We start from the raw sequence: 17,322 nt of genomic DNA on the forward strand, positions 1-17,322 counted from the left end.
CGAGGAGCGGGAGCCATGACACTCAACGCCACCATCCAGAAAGTCACCGAGCGGATCGAGGCCCGGTCCGAGAAGACGCGCGGCATCTACCTCGACCGGATGCGCCGCGCCGCCGACGAGGGCCCGAGGCGGGCGCATCTGAGCTGCGGCAACCAGGCCCATGCCTACGCGGCGATGGGCGCCGACAAGGACGCGCTCGCCGGCGCGCGGGCGCCCAATATCGGTATCGTCACCGCCTACAACGACATGCTGTCCGCGCACCAGCCCTTCGAGCGCTTCCCCGAGGTGATCCGCGCCGCGGCACGTGCCCAGGGCGGCACCGCGCAGGTCGCGGGCGGCGTCCCCGCCATGTGCGACGGCGTCACGCAGGGCCAGGTCGGGATGGAGCTGTCGCTGTTCTCGCGGGACGTGATCGCGCTCGCCGCAGGCGTGGCCCTGTCGCACAACACCTTCGATTCCGCGCTCTATCTCGGGGTCTGCGACAAGATCGTGCCAGGCCTCGTGATCGCCGCGGCCACCTTCGGCTACATTCCCGGCATCTTCCTGCCCGCGGGCCCGATGACGAGCGGCCTGCCCAACGACGAGAAGGCCAAGGTGCGCCAGCAATTCGCCGCGGGCGAGGTGGGCCGCGACGCGCTGATGAAGGCCGAGATGGAAAGCTACCACGGCCCGGGCACCTGCACCTTCTACGGCACCGCGAATTCGAACCAGATGCTGATGGAGTTCATGGGCCTGCACCTGCCGGGCGCGTCCTTCGTGAACCCGAACACCCCGCTGCGCGAGGCGCTGACCGTGGCCGGGACAGAGCGCGCGCTAGAGATCACCGCGCTTGGCAACGATTACCGGCCCGTCTGCGACATCCTCGACGCCAAGGCCTTCGTCAACGGGATGGTCGGGCTCATGGCGACCGGCGGGTCGACCAACCTCGTGCTGCACCTGCCCGCCATGGCACGCGCCGCGGGCATCGCGCTCGAACTCGAGGATTTCGACGAGATCTCGAACGCGACGCCGCTCATGGCCAAGGTCTATCCGAACGGGCTTGCCGACGTGAACCATTTCCACGCCGCGGGCGGTCTCGGCTACATGATCGGCGAGCTGCTCGATGCGGGACTCCTGCATCCCGACGTCAAGACCGTGGCGGGCGACGGGCTCGCGCGCTACCGCGAGGAGCCGAAGCTCGAGAACGGCCGCGTGGTCTACGGCCCCGGCGCAGGCGTCACGCAGAACGACCGCATCCTGCGCCCGGCCTCGGACCCGTTCCAAAAGACCGGCGGGCTCCAGCAGCTGCGCGGCAATCTCGGCCAGGGCATGATGAAGACCTCGGCCGTCGATCCGTCGCGCCACGTGATCGAGGCGAAGGTGCGCGTCTTCCAGGACCAGGAAGAGGTCAAGACCGCCTTCAAGGCCGGGGAGTTTACCGAAGACACCGTGGTCGTCGTCCGGTTCCAGGGCCCGTCCGCCAACGGGATGCCCGAGCTGCACTCGCTGACGCCGACGCTGGCGGTGCTGCAGGACCGCGGCCTCAAGGTCGCGCTCGTCACCGACGGGCGCATGTCGGGCGCGAGCGGCAAGGTCCCCTCGGCCATCCACGTCTCGCCCGAGGCGGCCAAGGGCGGCCCGCTCGCCAAGCTGCGCGACGGCGACCGCGTCCGCGTCGATGCCACGGCCGGGACGCTCGACTGCCTCGAGGAAGGGTTCGACGCGCGCGAACCGGTGACGGCCGACCTGACCGGCAACGGCCACGGCGTCGGGCGCGAGATCTTCGAGGTGTTTCGCCGCAATGTCGGTCTCGCCTCGAACGGCGCCGCGGTGGTGGTCTGAGCCGATGCACGCGCGGATCGGGCCCGCGCGCGAGAGACCGGCGCCAGGGCGCCGGTCCTGTGATCCCGGGCTACTGCTTCTCGACCACGTAGGTGCCGCTGCCGCTCACATCGGTGATGCCCGGCAGTGCCGGATCGTCGATGTTCAGGGTGGCAGTGCCGACCGAAGCCGCGGCCTCGGGGCCCATCATCACGCCGCCGAGCGTCAGGAGCGCGGTCCCGCGCGCATCGAGACCGCCGGCATTGGCGTCGGTGATGGTCGCGCCCATCGGCACGGTCAGGGCGCCGGTGCGCGTCTCGACCGTCGGCACGCCGGCGATGCCCGTATCGACGACGCTCTCCTGCGTGGTGAGGATCCCGCCGCCGGCTGCCTGCGCCGCCGCGTGCGCGGTGCTGAACTCCACGTCCGAGGTGACCTCGGTGCCGTCGGAGAGCGTGCCGCGCACGTTGGTCACGGTGCCGGTGATCGGCGTCGTGCCGTTGCGTTCGGTCACCGAGCCGCCCGTGGGCATCGGCCGTGTCGTGGCCGGGCCGGAAGGCGCGCCGAACTGCACCTCGAGCGCGACGTCGCCGAGGAACGCGCCCGCATCGGCGCCGGCCGGATCGCGGACATCGACCTGAACGGTTCCCTCGTAGGTGCCGCTGCCGGTGACCGGCATGTCGGAGGTCGGTGCGTTGCCGAGGCTCGGGGTCTGGTAGCTGTCGAACAGCGCCTGGTATTCGGTTGCCGAAAGGCCCGTGGCACTGCTGCCACCTCCGCCGCCGCCTGCCCCCGCGCCGCCACCGCCGCCACCGCCGCCGCCAGAGGACGAGCAGGCCGCGACGCCGGCGAGGGCCGCGAGAATCACACCGCCGCGCATCACGTGCGCGGCCCGTTCAAAGGTCTTCATTTCCAGAATCTCCGACCGGAGCGGTTCCGTCGGCCATGCGGCGCGCCGGGTCAGGAGACCGTCCGACATACTTGTTCAAAAGAATCACTCGCAAAACGCCGCACGATACCCACAAGCCCGCCGGGTCGACCGACCGCGGCGAGTGCGAAAGAGTTATTCGATGCTGACGGAGCGTCAACACGTTTTCGTTAACGCCTCCGGACATTTGCTCCGGCAAGGCCGCACCAGACACATGCCCAAACACCTGCAAGGAGTTCCCCGATGACCCCAGAAGAGGCCAGCCGACTGAGCGAGGATCTGTGCCGCCGCGCGCCCGTGATCCCCGTGCTCGTGGTGGACGACGCCGCCCATGCCGCCGATCTCGCGCGCGCACTCGTGGCGGGCGGTCTGCCCGCACTCGAGGTGACGCTGCGCACGCCCGCGGCGCTCGACGTGGTCCGCGAGATGGCCGCGGTCGAGGGCGGAATCGTGGGCGCCGGCACGCTTCTGACCTCTGCCGATGTCGAAGCGGCGAAGAAGGCGGGCGCGCGATTCGGCGTGTCGCCCGGCGCCACCGACCGCCTGCTCGACGCCTGCGAGGCGAACGACCTGCCGCTTCTGCCCGGGGCCGCGACCTCGTCCGAGGTCATGCGGCTTCTCGAGCGCGGCTACACCGTTCAGAAGTTCTTCCCGGCCGAGGCGAATGGCGGGGCGCCCGCGCTCAAGGCGATCGGCGCGCCGCTGCCGCAGGTGCGGTTCTGCCCAACCGGCGGCGTGTCGCTGAAGAACGCGGGCGACTACCTCGCGCTCTCCAACACGCTCTGCGTCGGCGGATCGTGGGTCGCGCCCAAGGACAAGGTGACCGCCGGCGACTGGGCGGGCATCCAGGCGCTCGCACGCGAGGCGGCCGCCCTGCCGCGCGGCTGACGGATCGCGCCGTCAGCCCGCGGGCGCGTGGCGCGACAGCACGGCGTCGATGACCTCGGCCGCCGCCTCGGTCTCGGCGTCGATCGCGTCGCGCAGCGCGCCCACCCCGTCGGTGCCGGTCAGGCGCAGGATCAGCGCCTGCGCGCCGGCGCCGGACGTCTCGGGATCGAAGGCGCCGTCGGACACGAGCCGCGCGCCCGCCTGCAGCGCCCAGAGCCGCTCCTCGGCGGCGGCGAGCGCCTCGCGCTCCTCGTCTCCGAGCAGCGCCTGAGCGACGCCGGCCTCGAGGCCCGCGCGCCAGCTTTGCGGCCCGGCCCGGGACACCAGCGCGAAGGCCTGGGCGAGCAGCTCGATCTCCTGCATGCGGCCGCGGCCGACCTTGGGGTCCCACGGGCCCGCGCCGCCCTTCGCGCTGGCGATCCGCGCGCGCATGGTCGCGACCTCGGCCAGGACCGCGCCCGCCTCGCGCGACCGTCCCAGCGTCTCCGCGAGAACCGCGTCGACCGCCTCGGCCACGGCGGGTGCGCCGGCGATGCAGCGCGCCCGCGTCAGCGCGAGATGTTCCCACGTCCACGCCTCGCCCGCCTGGTAGTCGCGGAAGGCGGTGAGGCTCGTCGCGACCGGCCCCTGGTTGCCCGATGGGCGCAGGCGCAGGTCGATCTCGTAGAGCTTGCCCTCGGCGGTCTGCGCGGTCATCGCGGTCACCAGCGCCTGGGTGAGCCGCGCATAGTAGGTGCGCGCGGCGAGCGGCTTGCGGCCGTCGGACGCCTCCTCGCCCGCGGCGTCGTAGACCACGATCATGTCGAGGTCGGAACGCGCGTGCAGCCGCCCCTCGCCGAGCGAGCCCATCCCGAGGACGGCGGCGCCGCGGCCCGGCGGCGCACCGTGCTTGCGAGAGAATTCGTCGACCACGTGCGGCCAGAGCGCGCCGAGCGCGGCATGGGCGATGGCGGCGTAGTGCCCGCCCGCCTGTTCCGGCGTCGAGAGCCCGCGCAGGAGGTGCACGCCCGCGCGGAAATGCCATTCCTTGCCCCAGCGGCGCGCGGCATCGAGCCGCGCCTCGTAATCGTCCTCGCGCGCGAGCTTGCGCTCGAGATCCGCGCGAAGCCCCTCGGCATCGGGCCAGTCGGCGAAGAAGTCGCCCGCGATCACCGCGTCGAGCACGTGCGCGTTGCGCGAGAGGTACCGCGCGAGGTCGGGCGACACCGCGACGATGTCGACAAGCAGGTCGATGAGCTGGGTATTCGCCTCGAAGAGCGAGAAGACCTGCACCCCCGCGGGCAGCCCGGCGAGGAAGCCGTCGAACGCCGCGAGCGCCTCCTCGGGCTTGGCCGACCGGCGCAGGCGCGACAGGATCTCGGGACGCAGCCGGTCGAAGATCTGCACCGCGCGGCCCGAGCGCAGCGCGGGATAGGTGGGCCAGCGTCCGACGATGTCCTCGCCGAACGTGTCGCCGTCGTCGGCCGGCGCGCTGCAGGGATCGGGGGCGAAGAAGCCCTCGGTGAGCTCGTGCACCTCCTCGAGCCGCGCGCGCAGCTCCGTGCGCAGCTCGTCGGCATCGCGGTCCATCAGGCTCGCCAGACGGCCGAATTCGTCGGGCGCGGTCGGCAGGCAATGGGTCTGTGCGTCGCGGATCATCTGCACCCGGTGTTCCACCTCGCGGTGGGCGCGGTAGGAGTCCGCCAGCCGGTCCGCGGTCGCGACCGGCAGCCAGCCCTTGCGCGCCAGCACAGCGAGCCCCTCGACGGTGCCGCGCACGCGCAGGTCGGGGTCGCGGCCGCCGGCGATGATCTGGTGCGTCTGGGTCAGGAACTCGATCTCGCGGATGCCGCCGCGGCCGAGTTTCATGTCGTGCCCGTCGAGGGTTATCCGCCCGCGGTGGCCCTTGTGGTCGCGGATCCGCAGCCGCATGTCGTGGGCGTCGCGAATCGCGGCAAAATCGAGATGCCGCCGCCAGACGAAGGGCGTGAGGTCCGACAGGAAGCGCTCGCCCGCCGCGACGTCCCCGGCCGCCGAGCGCGCCTTGACGTAGGCCGCGCGTTCCCATGTCCGCCCGAGGCTCTCGTAGTATCGCGCCGCCGCCTCGATCGCCATGCAGACCGGGGTTACCGCCGGATCGGGGCGCAGCCGCAGGTCGGTGCGGAACACGTAGCCCTCGGCGGTCAGGTCGTTCAGCATCTGCGCCATGCGGCGCGTGGCACGCACGAAGGAGGCCCGCGCCTCGTGGAAATCGTCGGGGTCGAAGCGCGTCTCGTCGAAGAGGCAGACGAGGTCGATGTCGGAGGAATAGTTGAGTTCGCCCGCGCCCATCTTGCCCATGGCGACGGCGACCATGCCGCCCGCGTCCGCCAGTTCGTCGCCATGGGTGCCGGGCAGCTTGCCGCGCCGGATCTCGGCGCCGACCGACGCCTCCATGGCGAGCTGCACCGCCAGATCGGCGAAATCGGTGAGCGCCTGCGTCACCCGTTCGAGCGGCCAGGCGCCGCCGAGATCCGCGAGCGCGATCAGGAGCGCCACGCGGCGCTTGCCCTGCCGGAGCGCGTCGGCCCGTGCATCGGGCGCGCCTGCGCGAAGGTCGTCGAAAAGCGCGGGCAAGGCCCCGTCGGGGTCGTCCATGGCCCCCTCGAGCCAGTCCGCCTCGCGCTCCACCAGCCGGTGCAGGTGCGGGCTCGACCCCGCGGCGCCGGCGATCAGGTCGCGGGCAGGTCCCTGCGCCCATCCGACGCGCGCGAGCGCGTCCTCGGCGCTGTCGGGATCGAACGGACGGGGGCAGCGGGTCATCTGGTCGGCAAGGGTCATGTCCACAGATGGACACGTCGCGCGCGCCGCCGCAATGCCCGACCGCCCCTTGCGATGGCCGGCCGGCTGCGCTTCCCTGCGCGCCGACGCCCCGAGGGGCACCGGAACGGAGAGCCACAGCGATGAGCAAGAGCCTGGCCCGCGTGCGCGCGGCACTGTCCGCGGCGGGACTGGACGCGGAGATCCGCGAGGTCGGTCAGGCGCGCACCGCCGCGGAGGCCGCGGCCTCGGTCGGCTGCGGCGTCGACCAGATCGCGAAGTCCATCATCTTCCGCGCGGAGGACAGCGGACGTCCCGTGCTATTCCTCACGGCCGGGGGCAACCTCGTCGACGACGCGCGCGCATCGGAGTTGGCCGGCACGCGGCTCGGGCGCGCGGACGCGGCGCTGATCCGGGCCGAGACCGGGTTCGCCATCGGCGGCGTCGCGCCCGTCGGGCATCTGAAGCCGATCCGCGCATGGCTCGATCCGCGGCTCCTCGAATTCGCCCAGGTCTGGGCGGCGGCAGGCACGCCGCGGCACGTGGTCTGCCTGCCATCGGCGGGACTGGCAGAGCTGACCGGCGCGACGGTTGCGGACTTCGTGCAGGACTGAGCGGGCGGGCGGTCCGCAGGACCATCCCCGTTTCATGTGAATTTCTTTCACATCGCCTCTTGAAGGCAGGCCCGGGGATTCCGATCTTGGGGATGTGAAAGACATTCACATCGCAACGCCGACATCGGAGACCAACATGACAACCGCCAATCCCGCCACGCTTCCCGCCAACGCCGGTTGGTTCGCCCGTGCGGAAGCCTGGCTCGACGACAAGGGCCGCGGCGCCTGGATCGCCGCCATGGTGCTGGGCTTCATCCTCTTCTGGCCCGTGGGCCTCGCCCTTCTTGCCTACATGATCTGGAGCAAACGCATGTTCAGCTGCCGCAAGTCCACCGCCGCCCGGATGCCCGCAGGGTTCCGCACCATGAAATCCTCGGGCAACGCCGCCTTCGACGCCTACAAGGCCGAGACGCTCCGCCGGCTCGAGGAGGAGCAGGAGAACTTCGAATCGTTCCTTCGCCGCCTGCGCGAGGCGCGCGACAAGGCCGAGTTCGACCAGTTCATGGAAGACCGCAGCCGCGCCGGCCGGTCCGAGGACAGCTCCGCACGCACGGCGGACACCGGGAACGCCTGACGCGCACGCAAATATTCCGGGACCGGACCGCCGGTCCCGGCGCACTCCTCGAATTGATTTGACCCTTTTCCAGAGGCGCGAGACATGACGATGACCATGACAGCCGACCTTCACCTGCCCGATCCCGTGACGCAGCCGGAATTCTACGAGGGCGTGATCGCCAAGCGCGCGATCGCGTGGCTCATCGACGTGACCGTCGTGGCGATCCTCGTGGTGCCAGCGGTGGTCCTGACCGCCTTCGTCGGGCTCCTCTTCCTGCCGCTTCTCGCCTTGTGCGTGGGCTTCCTCTACCGCTGGATGACCATTGCCGGAGGCTCGGCCACCTGGGGTATGCGGCTCATGGCGATCGAGCTGCGCGACGCCTATGGCCGCAGGCTCGATTCCGGGTTGGCCTTCCTCCATACGGCCGGCTACGCGCTGTCGATCACGACCGCCATCGTGCAGGTCGCCTCGGTCGGACTGATGTGCGTGACCGATCGCCGCCAGGGGCTGAGCGATCTCGCCCTGGGCACGGTGATGATCAACCGCCGGGCCTGACGGCCACGCCCCCCGGACCCGCAGGATCACGTCGGCGCATCCCGCGAGGGATGCGTCGTTTGGCCTCCCCGCGCGGGCCCGCGCGGAGCCGCGCGATGCGGGCTTGGCGCGCCACGGTTTCGTTGTTACCGTTTCCGCAATTCCTATCGACAGGACCTGCATGCGACATTCGCTTCCCCTGGCGCCACAATTCTACGTGACGGCTCCGCAGCCGTGTCCGTACCTTCCCGGCCGGATGGAGCGGAAGCTGTTCACCGCCCTGCAGGGCGACCAGGCAGAGAAGCTGAACGATGCGCTGTCCAAGCAGGGCTTCCGCCGCTCGCAGAACGTGCTCTACCGGCCGTCCTGCTCCGATTGCGCGGCGTGCCTGTCGGCGCGCATCTCTGTGGCGGATTTCCAGCCGTCGAAGAGCCAGCGCCGCACGCTGCGCCGCAACGCGCATCTCGAGCGCCGCGCCACGAGCCCCTGGGCCACCGAGGAACAGTACGCGCTCTTCCGCCGCTACCTGGACCGCCGGCACGCTGACGGCGGCATGGCCGACATGGACGTCTTCGAGTTCGCCGCCATGATCGAGGAGACGCCGATCCGCAGCCGCGTGGTGGAATATCTCGACCAGGACAGCGGCGCGCTCGAGGCGGTCTGCCTGACCGACGTGCTCGATGACGGCCTCTCGATGGTCTACTCGTTCTACCGCCCCGACGTGCCGCAGCAATCGCTCGGCACCTGGATGATCCTCGACCATGTGGAGATCGCGCGCGAGGCGGGTCTCCCATACGTCTATCTGGGCTACTGGGTGCCGGGATCGCCCAAGATGGGCTACAAGGCGAACTTCTCGGGGCTGCAGCTCTTCCGGGGCGGACAGTGGTGCGCGAAGTCCGCACGCGACGACTTCTCGCCCGAACTGAACCCCTCTTCGACGGACCCCATCGCCGAGCAGGTCGCGAACATCTCGCTGCCCGACACGCGCGGCTGAGACGCGGTCAGGCCAGCGAGGTGACCCACAGGATCGTTGCGTCGTCGTCGCTGACCGACACCACGTTGTGGCCCATGGTCGCGTCGTAATAGGCGCTGTCGCCGCGGCGCATCTCGATCGGCTCGTAGAACTCGGTGTAGAGCCGCACGACCCCCGTCAGCACGTACAGGAATTCCTCGCCGTCGTGGCGCACCCAGCCGTCGAACTCCTCCATCCGGCGGGCGCGGACGCGGGCGCGGTAGGGCAGCATCCGCTTCTTCGACAGCGTCCCGCCCATCAGCGTGTGCTCGTAGGTGGCGGTCGCCTGCGGCACGCCCTCGCCGTCGCGGGTGACGGCAAGCCGGCCGTTCACCTGGTCGCGGCTCGGCGGCGTGAAGAGCTGCGGCACCGAGATCTGCAGCCCCGTCGCGAGCTTCTTCAGCGCGTCGTAGGTGGGCGACATCTGCCCGTTCTCGATCTTGGACAGCGTCGAGCGGGCAAGCCCCGCCTGGCGCGCCGCCTGTTCCAGCGTCCAGTCCCGCGCCTTGCGCAGCTCGCGCACGCGCTGCCCGAGGTCGAGCGGCTCGCCCTCCTCGGCGGCGCCGTCGCCGCGCGCGATGCGGATCAGGGACTTGGGATCGAGGCCGGACATGGACGCGGGTGATAGGGCCGCCCGCGCGGGCTTGCAAGATGCGCCGGGCGCGGCCTAATGCGCGCCATGCACGCGATCTTCGACGCCGGCGCGCCCGCGCCCTGCCCCGCCCCGTTCAACCTCGCTGCCCACGTGCTGGCGCAGGCCGATGCCCGGCCCGACCGCATCGCGCTGTCGATCCTGTCGCCGACCGGATCCGAGCGGTGGAGCTACGCGCGGCTCGTGGCCGCGGTGCGGGGGGTCGCGACGGGGCTCCTCGGCAGCGGGCTTCGGCCGGGCGACCGGGTGCTGCTGCGGCTCGGCAACGAGGTCGACTTTCCCCTCGCCTTCCTCGGCGCGGTGGCTGCCGGCATCGTTCCGGTCCCGACCTCGGCGCAGCTGACCGCCGGCGAGGTCGACAAGCTCGTGCGCATCGTGCGCCCCGCGGCGATCCTGCGCGGCCCGGGCGTCGCCTGCCCCGAGACCGACCTGCCCGTGCACGACGGCGCGACGCTCGCCGCCTGGCGCGGGAACCCGCCCGCCGCGTGGGACATGGGCGATCCCGACCGGCTGGCCTATATCGTCTTCACCTCGGGAACCTCCGGCGTGCCCCGGGCGGTCATGCATGCGCACCGCGCGATCTGGGCGCGGCGCATGATGATCGCGGACTGGTACGGGCTCGGCCCCGACGACCGGCTCGCCCATGCGGGGGCCTTCAACTGGACCTACACGCTCGGCACCGGGCTCCTCGATCCGTGGACCACGGGCGCGACCGCGCTCATTCCGGCGCAGGGCGTGACCCCGGCGCAGCTGCCGCTCCTCCTCAGGCGGCACGAGGCGACGATCCTCGCCGCCGCGCCCGGCGTCTTTCGCCAGATGCTGAAGGCCGGCACGCCCGACCTGCCGCGGCTCCGGCACGGCCTCTCGGCGGGCGAGAAGCTCGCCGATCCCCTGCGCGCGGCATGGCAGGAGGCAACCGGCACGGCCATCTACGAGGCCTTCGGCATGTCGGAATGTTCGACCTTCATCTCCGCCGCGCCGGGATCCCCGGCCGCGCCCGGAACGCTCGGGCGGCCGCAGCGCGGGCGGCGGGTGGCGATCCTCGGCGCGGACGGGACGCCCGTGGACTGGGACGAGGCCGGCGAGATCGCCGTCGACCGGCGCGACCCGGGGCTCATGCTCGGCTATTTCGACGCGCCGGACGCGACCGCGCGCCGGATGTCCGGCACCTGGTTCCTGACCGGCGACCGCGGCGCCATGGCCGCGGACGGCAGCGTGACCTATCTGGGCCGCGCGGACGACGTGATGACCGCAGGCGGCTTCCGCATCTCGCCGGTCGAGGTCGAGGCGGCACTGCTCGCCCATCCGGGCATCGACGAGGCCGGCGTGACCGAGGTCGAGGTACGCCCCGGCGTCCGGGTGATCGCGGCGTTCTGGACCGGGCCCGAGGCGATCGCCGACGACATTCTCGACGCCTTCGCGGCCGAACGGCTGGCGCGCTACAAGCAGCCGCGCCTCTGGCATCGCTGCGAGACCCTGCCCAAGTCGGCGAACGGCAAGCTCCTGCGCCGGGCGCTTGCGGACCTCCTGCCCGGCTGACGCCCCCCCCCCCGGGTGCAATCATCCGCACGCTCTGCTATCAGGGCGCGGACCGACGCGAAGGAACCGGCCCACGATGGTGAAACTCGACATCCTCTCCGATCCGATCTGCCCCTGGTGCTATATCGGCAAGGCGCAGCTCGACCGCGCGCTGGAGCAGGTCCCCGACCACCCGTTCGAGGTCGAGTGGCACCCGTTCCAGCTGAACCCCGACATGCCGCCCGAGGGCATGGACCGCCGCGCCTATCTCGAGGCCAAGTTCGGCGGCAAGGAGGGCGCGGTGAAGGCCTACGCCCCGCTCGTCGAGGCGGCCGAGGCTGCGGGCGTGGAGCTGAACCTCGAGGGGATCGCGCGCACGCCGTCGACGCTCGACGCGCACCGGCTGATCCACTGGGCGGGTATCGAGGGGCGGCAGACCGCCGCGGTCTCGTCACTCTTTCGTGCCTATTTCCGCGAAGGCCGCGACATCGGCGACCGCGAGGTGCTGGGGGACGTGGCCGACGGGATCGGCCTCGACGCGAGCATCATCCAGCGGCTTCTCGCCTCGGACGCGGACATCAAGGAGATCCGCGACCGCGACGCCGCCGCGCGCGAGATGGGGGTGACGGGCGTTCCGACCTTCATCGTCGCGGGACGGCACGCCGTGCCCGGCGCGCAGCCGCCCGACCTGTGGCGGCGGGTGATCGACGAGCTGAAGGCCGGCGCAGAGACCACCTGAGAGGGGTCCCGGCGCATGCAATGAGAGAGCTCCGCCGGCTGCGCGCCGGCGGGATCGCCATGCAATTTCCGCAACCGTTCGATGCACGGAGCGCAAGCCCACGCGCTGCGCTACGCAAAGGACGTGCGGCAACCTCCTGAAATCCCTGGAATCCGCAAAGGGCCAAGGAGCGGAGGCGATCCTCCGGCGGCTTGCGAACATTTGGATACCGGCTGGTTTCCTAAGTGCCGGAGTGCTACATGCCGCGGACAAGAACAAGGATTCCGTTCCCATGTCGTCGCTTCCGATCCGGAAAACCGAGCTGATCGCGCTCATCGCCATGATGTTCGCGACCATCGCGTTCTCCATCGATTCCATGCTGCCGGCCCTGCCGGAGATCGCGGGCGCGCTCAGCCCCGACAACGTGAACGCCGCGCAGCTCGTGCTGACGGTGTTCGTGCTCGGCATGGGGATCGGCACGTTCTTCACGGGGCCGCTGTCGGACACCTACGGGAGAAAGCCCGTGGTGATCGCGGGCGCTGTCATCTACTGCATCTCCGCGGTCGTCGCGGCGCGGGCGCAGACGCTCGAGGTGCTGCTGGCGGCACGGCTGGCACAGGGCCTCGGCGCCGCAGGTCCCCGCGTCGTGGCGCTCGCCATCATCCGCGACCTCGTCGCGGGCCGGGAGATGGCGCGCATCATGTCGTTCGTGATGATCGTCTTCACGCTGGTTCCGGCGCTGGCCCCCTCGCTCGGCGCGGTGATCATCGCCTTTGCAGGCTGGCGCGGCGTGTTCATGGCCTTCGTGCTCTTCTCGGTGATCTCGGTGGTCTGGCTCATGCTGCGCCTGCCCGAGACCCATCCGCCGGAAAAGCGCCGGCCGTTCAGTGTCCGAGCGCTCGGCTCGGCCGCCGGCGAGATGGTCGCGCACCCGGTCGTCCGGATCTCGATCCTGGTGCAGGCGCTGGCCTTCGGCATGATGTTCTCGATGCTGTCTTCGGTGCAGCCGGTCTACGACGTGACCTTCGGGCGCGGCGACCAGTTCCCGCTGTGGTTCGGCGGCGTGGCGCTGGCCGCAGGCGCGGCGAGCTTCATCAACGCCGCCCTCGTGGTGCGGCTCGGCATGCGGCGCATCGTGACGACGATCATCGCGGTGCAGATGGCGACCTCCGCGACCATGGTGCTGCTGAGCCTCGCCCCGGTGCCCGAACAGGTCTACTTCGCGGCCTTCGTGTTCTGGCAGGCGACCGTGTTCTTCATGGCGGGGCTCTCGATCGGCAACCTCAACGCCATCGCGATGGAACCGCTCGGTCACATCGCCGGCCTCGCGGCAAGCCTCATCGGCTCCATCGCCACGGTGTCGGCGGTGATCCTCGCGATCCCGGTGGGGCTCATGTTCGACGGCACGCCGCTGCCGCTCGCCGTCGCGATGGCAATCGAGGCGACGCTGGCGCTCGGGCTCATGCTGCACATGCGGCGGGTCGAAACGGCGCTTCCCGCCACCGCCTGACCCAACGGCAGGCGGGGATCGGCGAGATTCGGTATACCACCGCATACGCTGTTCCCATGCCCCGACTTTTGCGCTAGAGCGGGTCCAACCCGACTCAAGCCAAGAGGGACGAGCGCATGACGAAGATCAAGGTTGAGAACCCGATCGTCGAGATGGACGGCGACGAGATGACCCGGATCATCTGGGACTTCATCAAGAAGAAGCTGATCCTGCCCTATCTCGACGTCGACCTGCTCTACTACGACCTCGGGATCGAGAGCCGCGATGCCACCGACGACCAGATCACCGTCGATGCCGCGGAAAAGACCAAGGAAGTGGGCGTCGCGGTCAAGTGCGCGACCATCACGCCCGACGAGGGCCGGGTCGAGGAATTCGGGCTGAAGCGGATGTACCGCTCGCCGAACGGCACGATCCGCAACATTCTGGGCGGCGTCGTGTTCCGCGCTCCGATCATCTGCCGCAACGTGCCGCGCCTCGTTCCGGGCTGGACCCAGCCCATCGTCATCGGCCGCCACGCCTTCGGCGACCAGTACCGTGCCACCGACATCAAGTTCCCGGGCGCCGGGTCGCTGACGCTCAAGTGGACCGGCAATGACGGCCAGGAAATCGAGGAAAAGGTCTACGACGCGCCGTCCGCGGGCGTCTACATGGGCATGTACAACCTCGACCAGTCCATCGTCGACTTCGCGCGGGCCTCGTTCAACTACGGCCTCGCCCTCGGCTGGCCGGTCTACCTCTCGACCAAGAACACGATCCTCAAGGTCTATGACGGCCGGTTCAAGGACATCTTCCAGGAGGTGTTCGACGCCGAGTTCGCCGACCAGTTCAAGGCCAAGGGCATCACCTACGAGCACCGCCTGATCGACGACATGGTCGCCGCCGCGATGAAGTGGTCGGGCGGCTTCGTCTGGGCCTGCAAGAACTACGACGGCGACGTGCAGTCCGACACCGTCGCGCAGGGCTTCGGCTCGCTCGGCCTGATGACGTCGCAGCTGATGACGCCCGACGGCAAGATCGTCGAAGCCGAGGCGGCGCACGGCACCGTCACGCGCCACTTCCGCCAGCACCAGCGCGGCGAGGAGACGTCCACCAACTCCATCGCGTCGATCTACGCCTGGACCGGCGGTCTCAAGCACCGCGCGACGCTCGACGGCAACGACGAGCTCAAGACCTTTGCCGAGACGCTCGAGCGGGTGATCGTCGAGACGGTCGAGGCCGGCTTCATGACCAAGGACCTCGCCCTGCTCGTCGGGCCCGACCAGAAGTGGCTCACCACCATGGGCTTCCTCGAGAAGGTCGACGAGAACCTGAACAAGGCCTACCAGCGCTGAGCGCACGACAGGCTTCGCCGGCGCGGGTCCCCCCGCGCCGGCTTTCTTCCGCGCGCGCCGTGACGCGCGCCCTCCGAAAGATGTTTCCAGAACGGCTCATTTTGGCCTAGCGTCTGCGCAGCACCGCGAACTGCGCGAGGGGCCATGGGGCACGCGACCAACGTCTTCGAGACCGCGCCGATCCGACGGGATCGCGACGTCTTTCTCCGGGAACTGCTGCGGGAACTGGCCGCCCTCCTCGAGGACGGTGTCGGGCTCGACCAGACCGCGGGATACATCTCGCAGGTCGGCAACCGCATCGGGCTGCAGATGAATGCCGACTACACCCGGGCCGCGGGGGGCGGACGGCTCGACCGCGACCAGGTGGCCGCGGCGCTCGTCGACCTCAAGCGCAGGATCGAGGGCGGGTTCTCCGTCGAGAGCATCGACGACGAGAAGATCGTTCTGGTGAACACCGCCTGCCCGTTCGGCCGCTATGTCGAGGGCCGCAGGTCGCTCTGCATGATGACCTCGAGCGTGTTCGGCCGCGTCACCGCGGAGAACCTCGGTTATGCGCGCGTCTATCTCGACAAGACCATCGCCAAGGGCGCGCCGGGCTGCCGGGTCGAGGTCTGGCTGACCGAAGGCGACGACGGCATCGAGTACCAGGCCGGGGAGGCCGGCGCCGCCACCTGAGCCGCGCTGCCACCGAATCGGGCACGGACCACGTCACGGCGTGCCGCCGAGCTCCGGAGCGGTGGCGCGGGGCTTGAATTCCCGCCCCCGGCCGCCAGAACCACCTGCATGCTGCTGCTCGACACGCCCCCGCCCGACCGACACAGCCTCGCGGAGGACGTGCAGGGCATGCTCATCGGCAGCACGCTGGTGGCGCTCGGGCTCCAGTTCCTGCGCGCCTCGGAGCTCATCACCGGGCAGATCGCGGGCCTCGCGCTCATCGTGTCCTATCCCACCGGGATCAGCTTCGGGCTCGTGTTCTTCGCGTTGAACCTGCCGTTCTACGTGCTCGCGGTGCGGCAGCTGGGCTGGCGGTTCACCGTCAAGAACTTCGTTGCCGTGACCACGATGTCGGCGATGACCGACCTCATGCCGTTCGTGCTGACCATCGGCGACCTGCACCCGGCGGTCGGCGCGGCACTGTTCGGCGTGCTCGCGGGGATCGGCCTCCTGTCGCTCTTCCGGCACGGTGCCACGCTCGGCGGCGTGGGCATCGTCGCGCTCTGGCTCCAGGACACCCGCGGGATCAAGGCGGGCAACGTGCAGCTGGGCTTCGACCTCTGCGTCTTTGCGGTGGCGCTCCTGCTCTTCCCGCTCGACCGCGTGGGCTGGTCGCTGCTGGGCGCGGTGATCCTCAACGTCATCATCACCGTGAACCATCGCCGCGACCGCTACATCGCGCGGTCGTGAGGGCGGCGCCTCACCGGATGCGCAGCCCCGTCTCGCGATCGAAGAGATAAAGCCTGCGCGGCTCGAAGGTCACCGAGACGCGCTCGCCCTCCGCCGCGCGCCGGTCGCCCCGGTCCTCGACCACGAGGCGGGCGCCGTCCGGCCCGGCGAGATGCGCGTAGGACACGCCCCCGAGCGCCTCGGCCAGATCGACCTCCAGCGTTCCGCCCGGCTCGAGCACGAGGTGCTCGGGGCGCAGGCCCGCCACGATCGCGGTGCCCTCGGGCGGCAGCGACGCCGCTACCTCCACGCGCCGCTCCAGCGCCGGGATCTCCACCGCGCCGTCCGTCACCCGCGCGTCGAGGAAGTTCATCGACGGCGAGCCGATGAAGCCCGCGACGAACCGGTTGTCGGGATCGCGGTAGAGATCCATGGGCGCGCCCACCTGCTCCACCCGGCCCGCGCGCAGGACCACGATCCGGTCGGCGAGCGTCATCGCCTCGGTCTGGTCATGCGTGACGTAGATCATCGTCGCGCCTATCTCCTTGTGCAGGCGCGCGATCTCGACGCGCATGTCGACGCGCAGCTCGGCGTCGAGGTTCGACAGCGGCTCGTCGAACAGGAACACCGCGGGGCCGCGCACGATGGCGCGCCCGATCGCCACGCGCTGCCGCTGGCCGCCCGACAGAGCCTTGGGCTTGCGGTCGAGAAGCGCGTCGAGCTTCAGGATGCGGCTCGCCTCTCGCACCTTGGCGTCGATCTCGGCCTTCGGATGGCCGGTCATCTTGAGCCCGAAGCCCATGTTCTCGGCGACCGTCATGTGCGGGTAGAGCGCGTAGGTCTGGAACACCATGGCGACGCCGCGATCGGCCGGTTCCGCCCGCGTCACGTCGCGCGCGCCGATGCGGATCGTGCCGGCGGTCGTCGCCTCGAGCCCGGCGATCATCCGCAGGAGCGTGGACTTGCCGCAACCCGAGGGACCCACGAAGACACAGAACTCCCCGTCCTCGACCGTGAGGTCGACGTCGTGGATGACCCGGGTTTCGCCGTACTTCTTCACGGCCTTCTCGAGGGTGACGCCGGTCATGAAATCGCTCTCC

Annotated in this window: 16 protein-coding genes; 12 read left to right on the top strand and 4 right to left on the bottom strand. The window is 70.4% G+C overall.

Translation table 11 applies throughout. The annotated features are described in order from the left end of the window. Positions 1-15 precede the first annotated feature (15 nt). A complete protein-coding gene (gene edd / locus RISW2_RS13630) occupies positions 16-1,821 on the top strand; it encodes a phosphogluconate dehydratase (protein WP_043772139.1) in 1,806 nt (601 codons plus the stop codon). Positions 1,822-1,891: 70 nt separating this feature from the next. Here the strand turns inward: edd and RISW2_RS25485 are convergent, their stop codons facing one another. Next, positions 1,892-2,710, bottom strand: a complete 819-nt coding sequence (locus RISW2_RS25485) for a hypothetical protein (RefSeq protein ID WP_156943855.1) — start codon at positions 2,708-2,710, stop codon at positions 1,892-1,894. Between the two features lie 261 nt (positions 2,711-2,971). Here RISW2_RS25485 and eda point away from each other — a divergent pair, with 261 nt between their 5' ends. After that, positions 2,972-3,616, top strand: coding sequence for a bifunctional 4-hydroxy-2-oxoglutarate aldolase/2-dehydro-3-deoxy-phosphogluconate aldolase (gene eda, locus RISW2_RS13645; protein ID WP_043772144.1), 645 nt, complete (start codon positions 2,972-2,974; stop codon positions 3,614-3,616). A 12-nt stretch (positions 3,617-3,628) separates the two neighbouring features. Here eda and RISW2_RS13650 read toward each other — a convergent pair whose 3' ends face one another. Continuing rightward, the gene (locus RISW2_RS13650) at positions 3,629-6,415 is read right to left on the bottom strand and encodes a [protein-PII] uridylyltransferase family protein (protein ID WP_043772145.1); all 2,787 of its coding nucleotides are present in this window, start codon (positions 6,413-6,415) and stop codon (positions 3,629-3,631) included. Between the two features lie 122 nt (positions 6,416-6,537). Here RISW2_RS13650 and RISW2_RS13655 point away from each other — a divergent pair, with 122 nt between their 5' ends. The 4 genes from RISW2_RS13655 (at position 6,538) to RISW2_RS13670 (ending at position 9,092) form a co-directional block, all read left to right on the top strand. Then, positions 6,538-7,008, top strand: coding sequence for a YbaK/EbsC family protein (locus tag RISW2_RS13655; RefSeq protein WP_043772148.1), 471 nt, complete (start codon positions 6,538-6,540; stop codon positions 7,006-7,008). Positions 7,009-7,144: 136 nt separating this feature from the next. Beyond that, positions 7,145-7,582 (top strand): DUF2852 domain-containing protein, encoded by a 438-nt coding sequence (locus tag RISW2_RS13660; RefSeq protein ID WP_043772150.1) that lies wholly within the window; start codon positions 7,145-7,147, stop codon positions 7,580-7,582. Positions 7,583-7,678: 96 nt separating this feature from the next. Further along, complete coding sequence (locus RISW2_RS13665) at positions 7,679-8,119, top strand: RDD family protein (protein WP_043772211.1); 441 nt, start codon at positions 7,679-7,681, stop codon at positions 8,117-8,119. Between the two features lie 160 nt (positions 8,120-8,279). Next, a complete protein-coding gene (locus tag RISW2_RS13670; protein ID WP_043772151.1) occupies positions 8,280-9,092 on the top strand; it encodes an arginyltransferase in 813 nt (270 codons plus the stop codon). 7 nt (positions 9,093-9,099) lie between these two features. Here RISW2_RS13670 and RISW2_RS13675 read toward each other — a convergent pair whose 3' ends face one another. Then, positions 9,100-9,723 (bottom strand): helix-turn-helix domain-containing protein, encoded by a 624-nt coding sequence (locus RISW2_RS13675; protein ID WP_043772153.1) that lies wholly within the window; start codon positions 9,721-9,723, stop codon positions 9,100-9,102. A gap of 66 nt (positions 9,724-9,789) precedes the next feature. On the opposite strand from RISW2_RS13675, the gene RISW2_RS13680 reads away from it, so the two are divergent. From RISW2_RS13680 to RISW2_RS13705, 6 genes are all read left to right on the top strand, one after another. Then, positions 9,790-11,301 carry a class I adenylate-forming enzyme family protein gene (locus RISW2_RS13680; RefSeq protein WP_043772213.1) on the top strand — a complete coding sequence of 504 codons (1,512 nt, stop codon included), beginning with the start codon at positions 9,790-9,792 and terminating at the stop codon, positions 11,299-11,301. 76 nt (positions 11,302-11,377) lie between these two features. Continuing rightward, entirely contained in the window at positions 11,378-12,019 is a 642-nt protein-coding gene (locus RISW2_RS13685) for a DsbA family oxidoreductase (RefSeq protein WP_043772155.1), read from the top strand. 271 nt (positions 12,020-12,290) lie between these two features. Further along, complete coding sequence (locus RISW2_RS13690; RefSeq protein ID WP_043772156.1) at positions 12,291-13,508, top strand: multidrug effflux MFS transporter; 1,218 nt, start codon at positions 12,291-12,293, stop codon at positions 13,506-13,508. Positions 13,509-13,624: 116 nt separating this feature from the next. Beyond that, positions 13,625-14,839: an NADP-dependent isocitrate dehydrogenase gene (locus RISW2_RS13695; protein WP_043772158.1), complete on the top strand. Its 1,215-nt coding sequence runs from the start codon at positions 13,625-13,627 to the stop codon at positions 14,837-14,839. A gap of 144 nt (positions 14,840-14,983) precedes the next feature. Beyond that, positions 14,984-15,514, top strand: coding sequence for a methanogen output domain 1-containing protein (locus RISW2_RS13700; protein ID WP_043772159.1), 531 nt, complete (start codon positions 14,984-14,986; stop codon positions 15,512-15,514). 108 nt (positions 15,515-15,622) lie between these two features. Further along, positions 15,623-16,243, top strand: coding sequence for a YitT family protein (locus RISW2_RS13705; RefSeq protein ID WP_043772161.1), 621 nt, complete (start codon positions 15,623-15,625; stop codon positions 16,241-16,243). Between the two features lie 10 nt (positions 16,244-16,253). Here the strand turns inward: RISW2_RS13705 and RISW2_RS13710 are convergent, their stop codons facing one another. Further along, positions 16,254-17,309 (bottom strand): ABC transporter ATP-binding protein, encoded by a 1,056-nt coding sequence (locus RISW2_RS13710; RefSeq protein ID WP_043772163.1) that lies wholly within the window; start codon positions 17,307-17,309, stop codon positions 16,254-16,256. Positions 17,310-17,322 lie beyond the last annotated feature (13 nt).

The organism is Roseivivax isoporae LMG 25204 (assembly GCF_000521865.1).
Taxonomy (GTDB): Bacteria; Pseudomonadota; Alphaproteobacteria; order Rhodobacterales; family Rhodobacteraceae; genus Roseivivax; species Roseivivax isoporae.

What these genes read in the sequence shown, in the direction of transcription:
- RISW2_RS13665 (WP_043772211.1), top strand. Translation starts at nt 7,679, where the DNA reads ATGACAGCCGACCTTCACCTGCCCGATCCCGTGACGCAGCCGGAATTC.
- RISW2_RS13695 (WP_043772158.1), top strand. Translation starts at nt 13,625, where the DNA reads ATGACGAAGATCAAGGTTGAGAACCCGATCGTCGAGATGGACGGCGAC.
- RISW2_RS13670 (WP_043772151.1), top strand. Translation starts at nt 8,280, where the DNA reads ATGCGACATTCGCTTCCCCTGGCGCCACAATTCTACGTGACGGCTCCG.
- RISW2_RS13710 (WP_043772163.1), bottom strand. Translation starts at nt 17,309, where the DNA reads ATGACCGGCGTCACCCTCGAGAAGGCCGTGAAGAAGTACGGCGAAACC.
- RISW2_RS13675 (WP_043772153.1), bottom strand. Translation starts at nt 9,723, where the DNA reads ATGTCCGGCCTCGATCCCAAGTCCCTGATCCGCATCGCGCGCGGCGAC.
- RISW2_RS13705 (WP_043772161.1), top strand. Translation starts at nt 15,623, where the DNA reads ATGCTGCTGCTCGACACGCCCCCGCCCGACCGACACAGCCTCGCGGAG.
- RISW2_RS13655 (WP_043772148.1), top strand. Translation starts at nt 6,538, where the DNA reads ATGAGCAAGAGCCTGGCCCGCGTGCGCGCGGCACTGTCCGCGGCGGGA.
- RISW2_RS13690 (WP_043772156.1), top strand. Translation starts at nt 12,291, where the DNA reads ATGTCGTCGCTTCCGATCCGGAAAACCGAGCTGATCGCGCTCATCGCC.
- eda (WP_043772144.1), top strand. Translation starts at nt 2,972, where the DNA reads ATGACCCCAGAAGAGGCCAGCCGACTGAGCGAGGATCTGTGCCGCCGC.
- RISW2_RS13660 (WP_043772150.1), top strand. Translation starts at nt 7,145, where the DNA reads ATGACAACCGCCAATCCCGCCACGCTTCCCGCCAACGCCGGTTGGTTC.
- RISW2_RS25485 (WP_156943855.1), bottom strand. Translation starts at nt 2,710, where the DNA reads ATGAAGACCTTTGAACGGGCCGCGCACGTGATGCGCGGCGGTGTGATT.
- RISW2_RS13685 (WP_043772155.1), top strand. Translation starts at nt 11,378, where the DNA reads ATGGTGAAACTCGACATCCTCTCCGATCCGATCTGCCCCTGGTGCTAT.
- RISW2_RS13700 (WP_043772159.1), top strand. Translation starts at nt 14,984, where the DNA reads ATGGGGCACGCGACCAACGTCTTCGAGACCGCGCCGATCCGACGGGAT.
- edd (WP_043772139.1), top strand. Translation starts at nt 16, where the DNA reads ATGACACTCAACGCCACCATCCAGAAAGTCACCGAGCGGATCGAGGCC.
- RISW2_RS13680 (WP_043772213.1), top strand. Translation starts at nt 9,790, where the DNA reads ATGCACGCGATCTTCGACGCCGGCGCGCCCGCGCCCTGCCCCGCCCCG.
- RISW2_RS13650 (WP_043772145.1), bottom strand. Translation starts at nt 6,415, where the DNA reads ATGACCCTTGCCGACCAGATGACCCGCTGCCCCCGTCCGTTCGATCCC.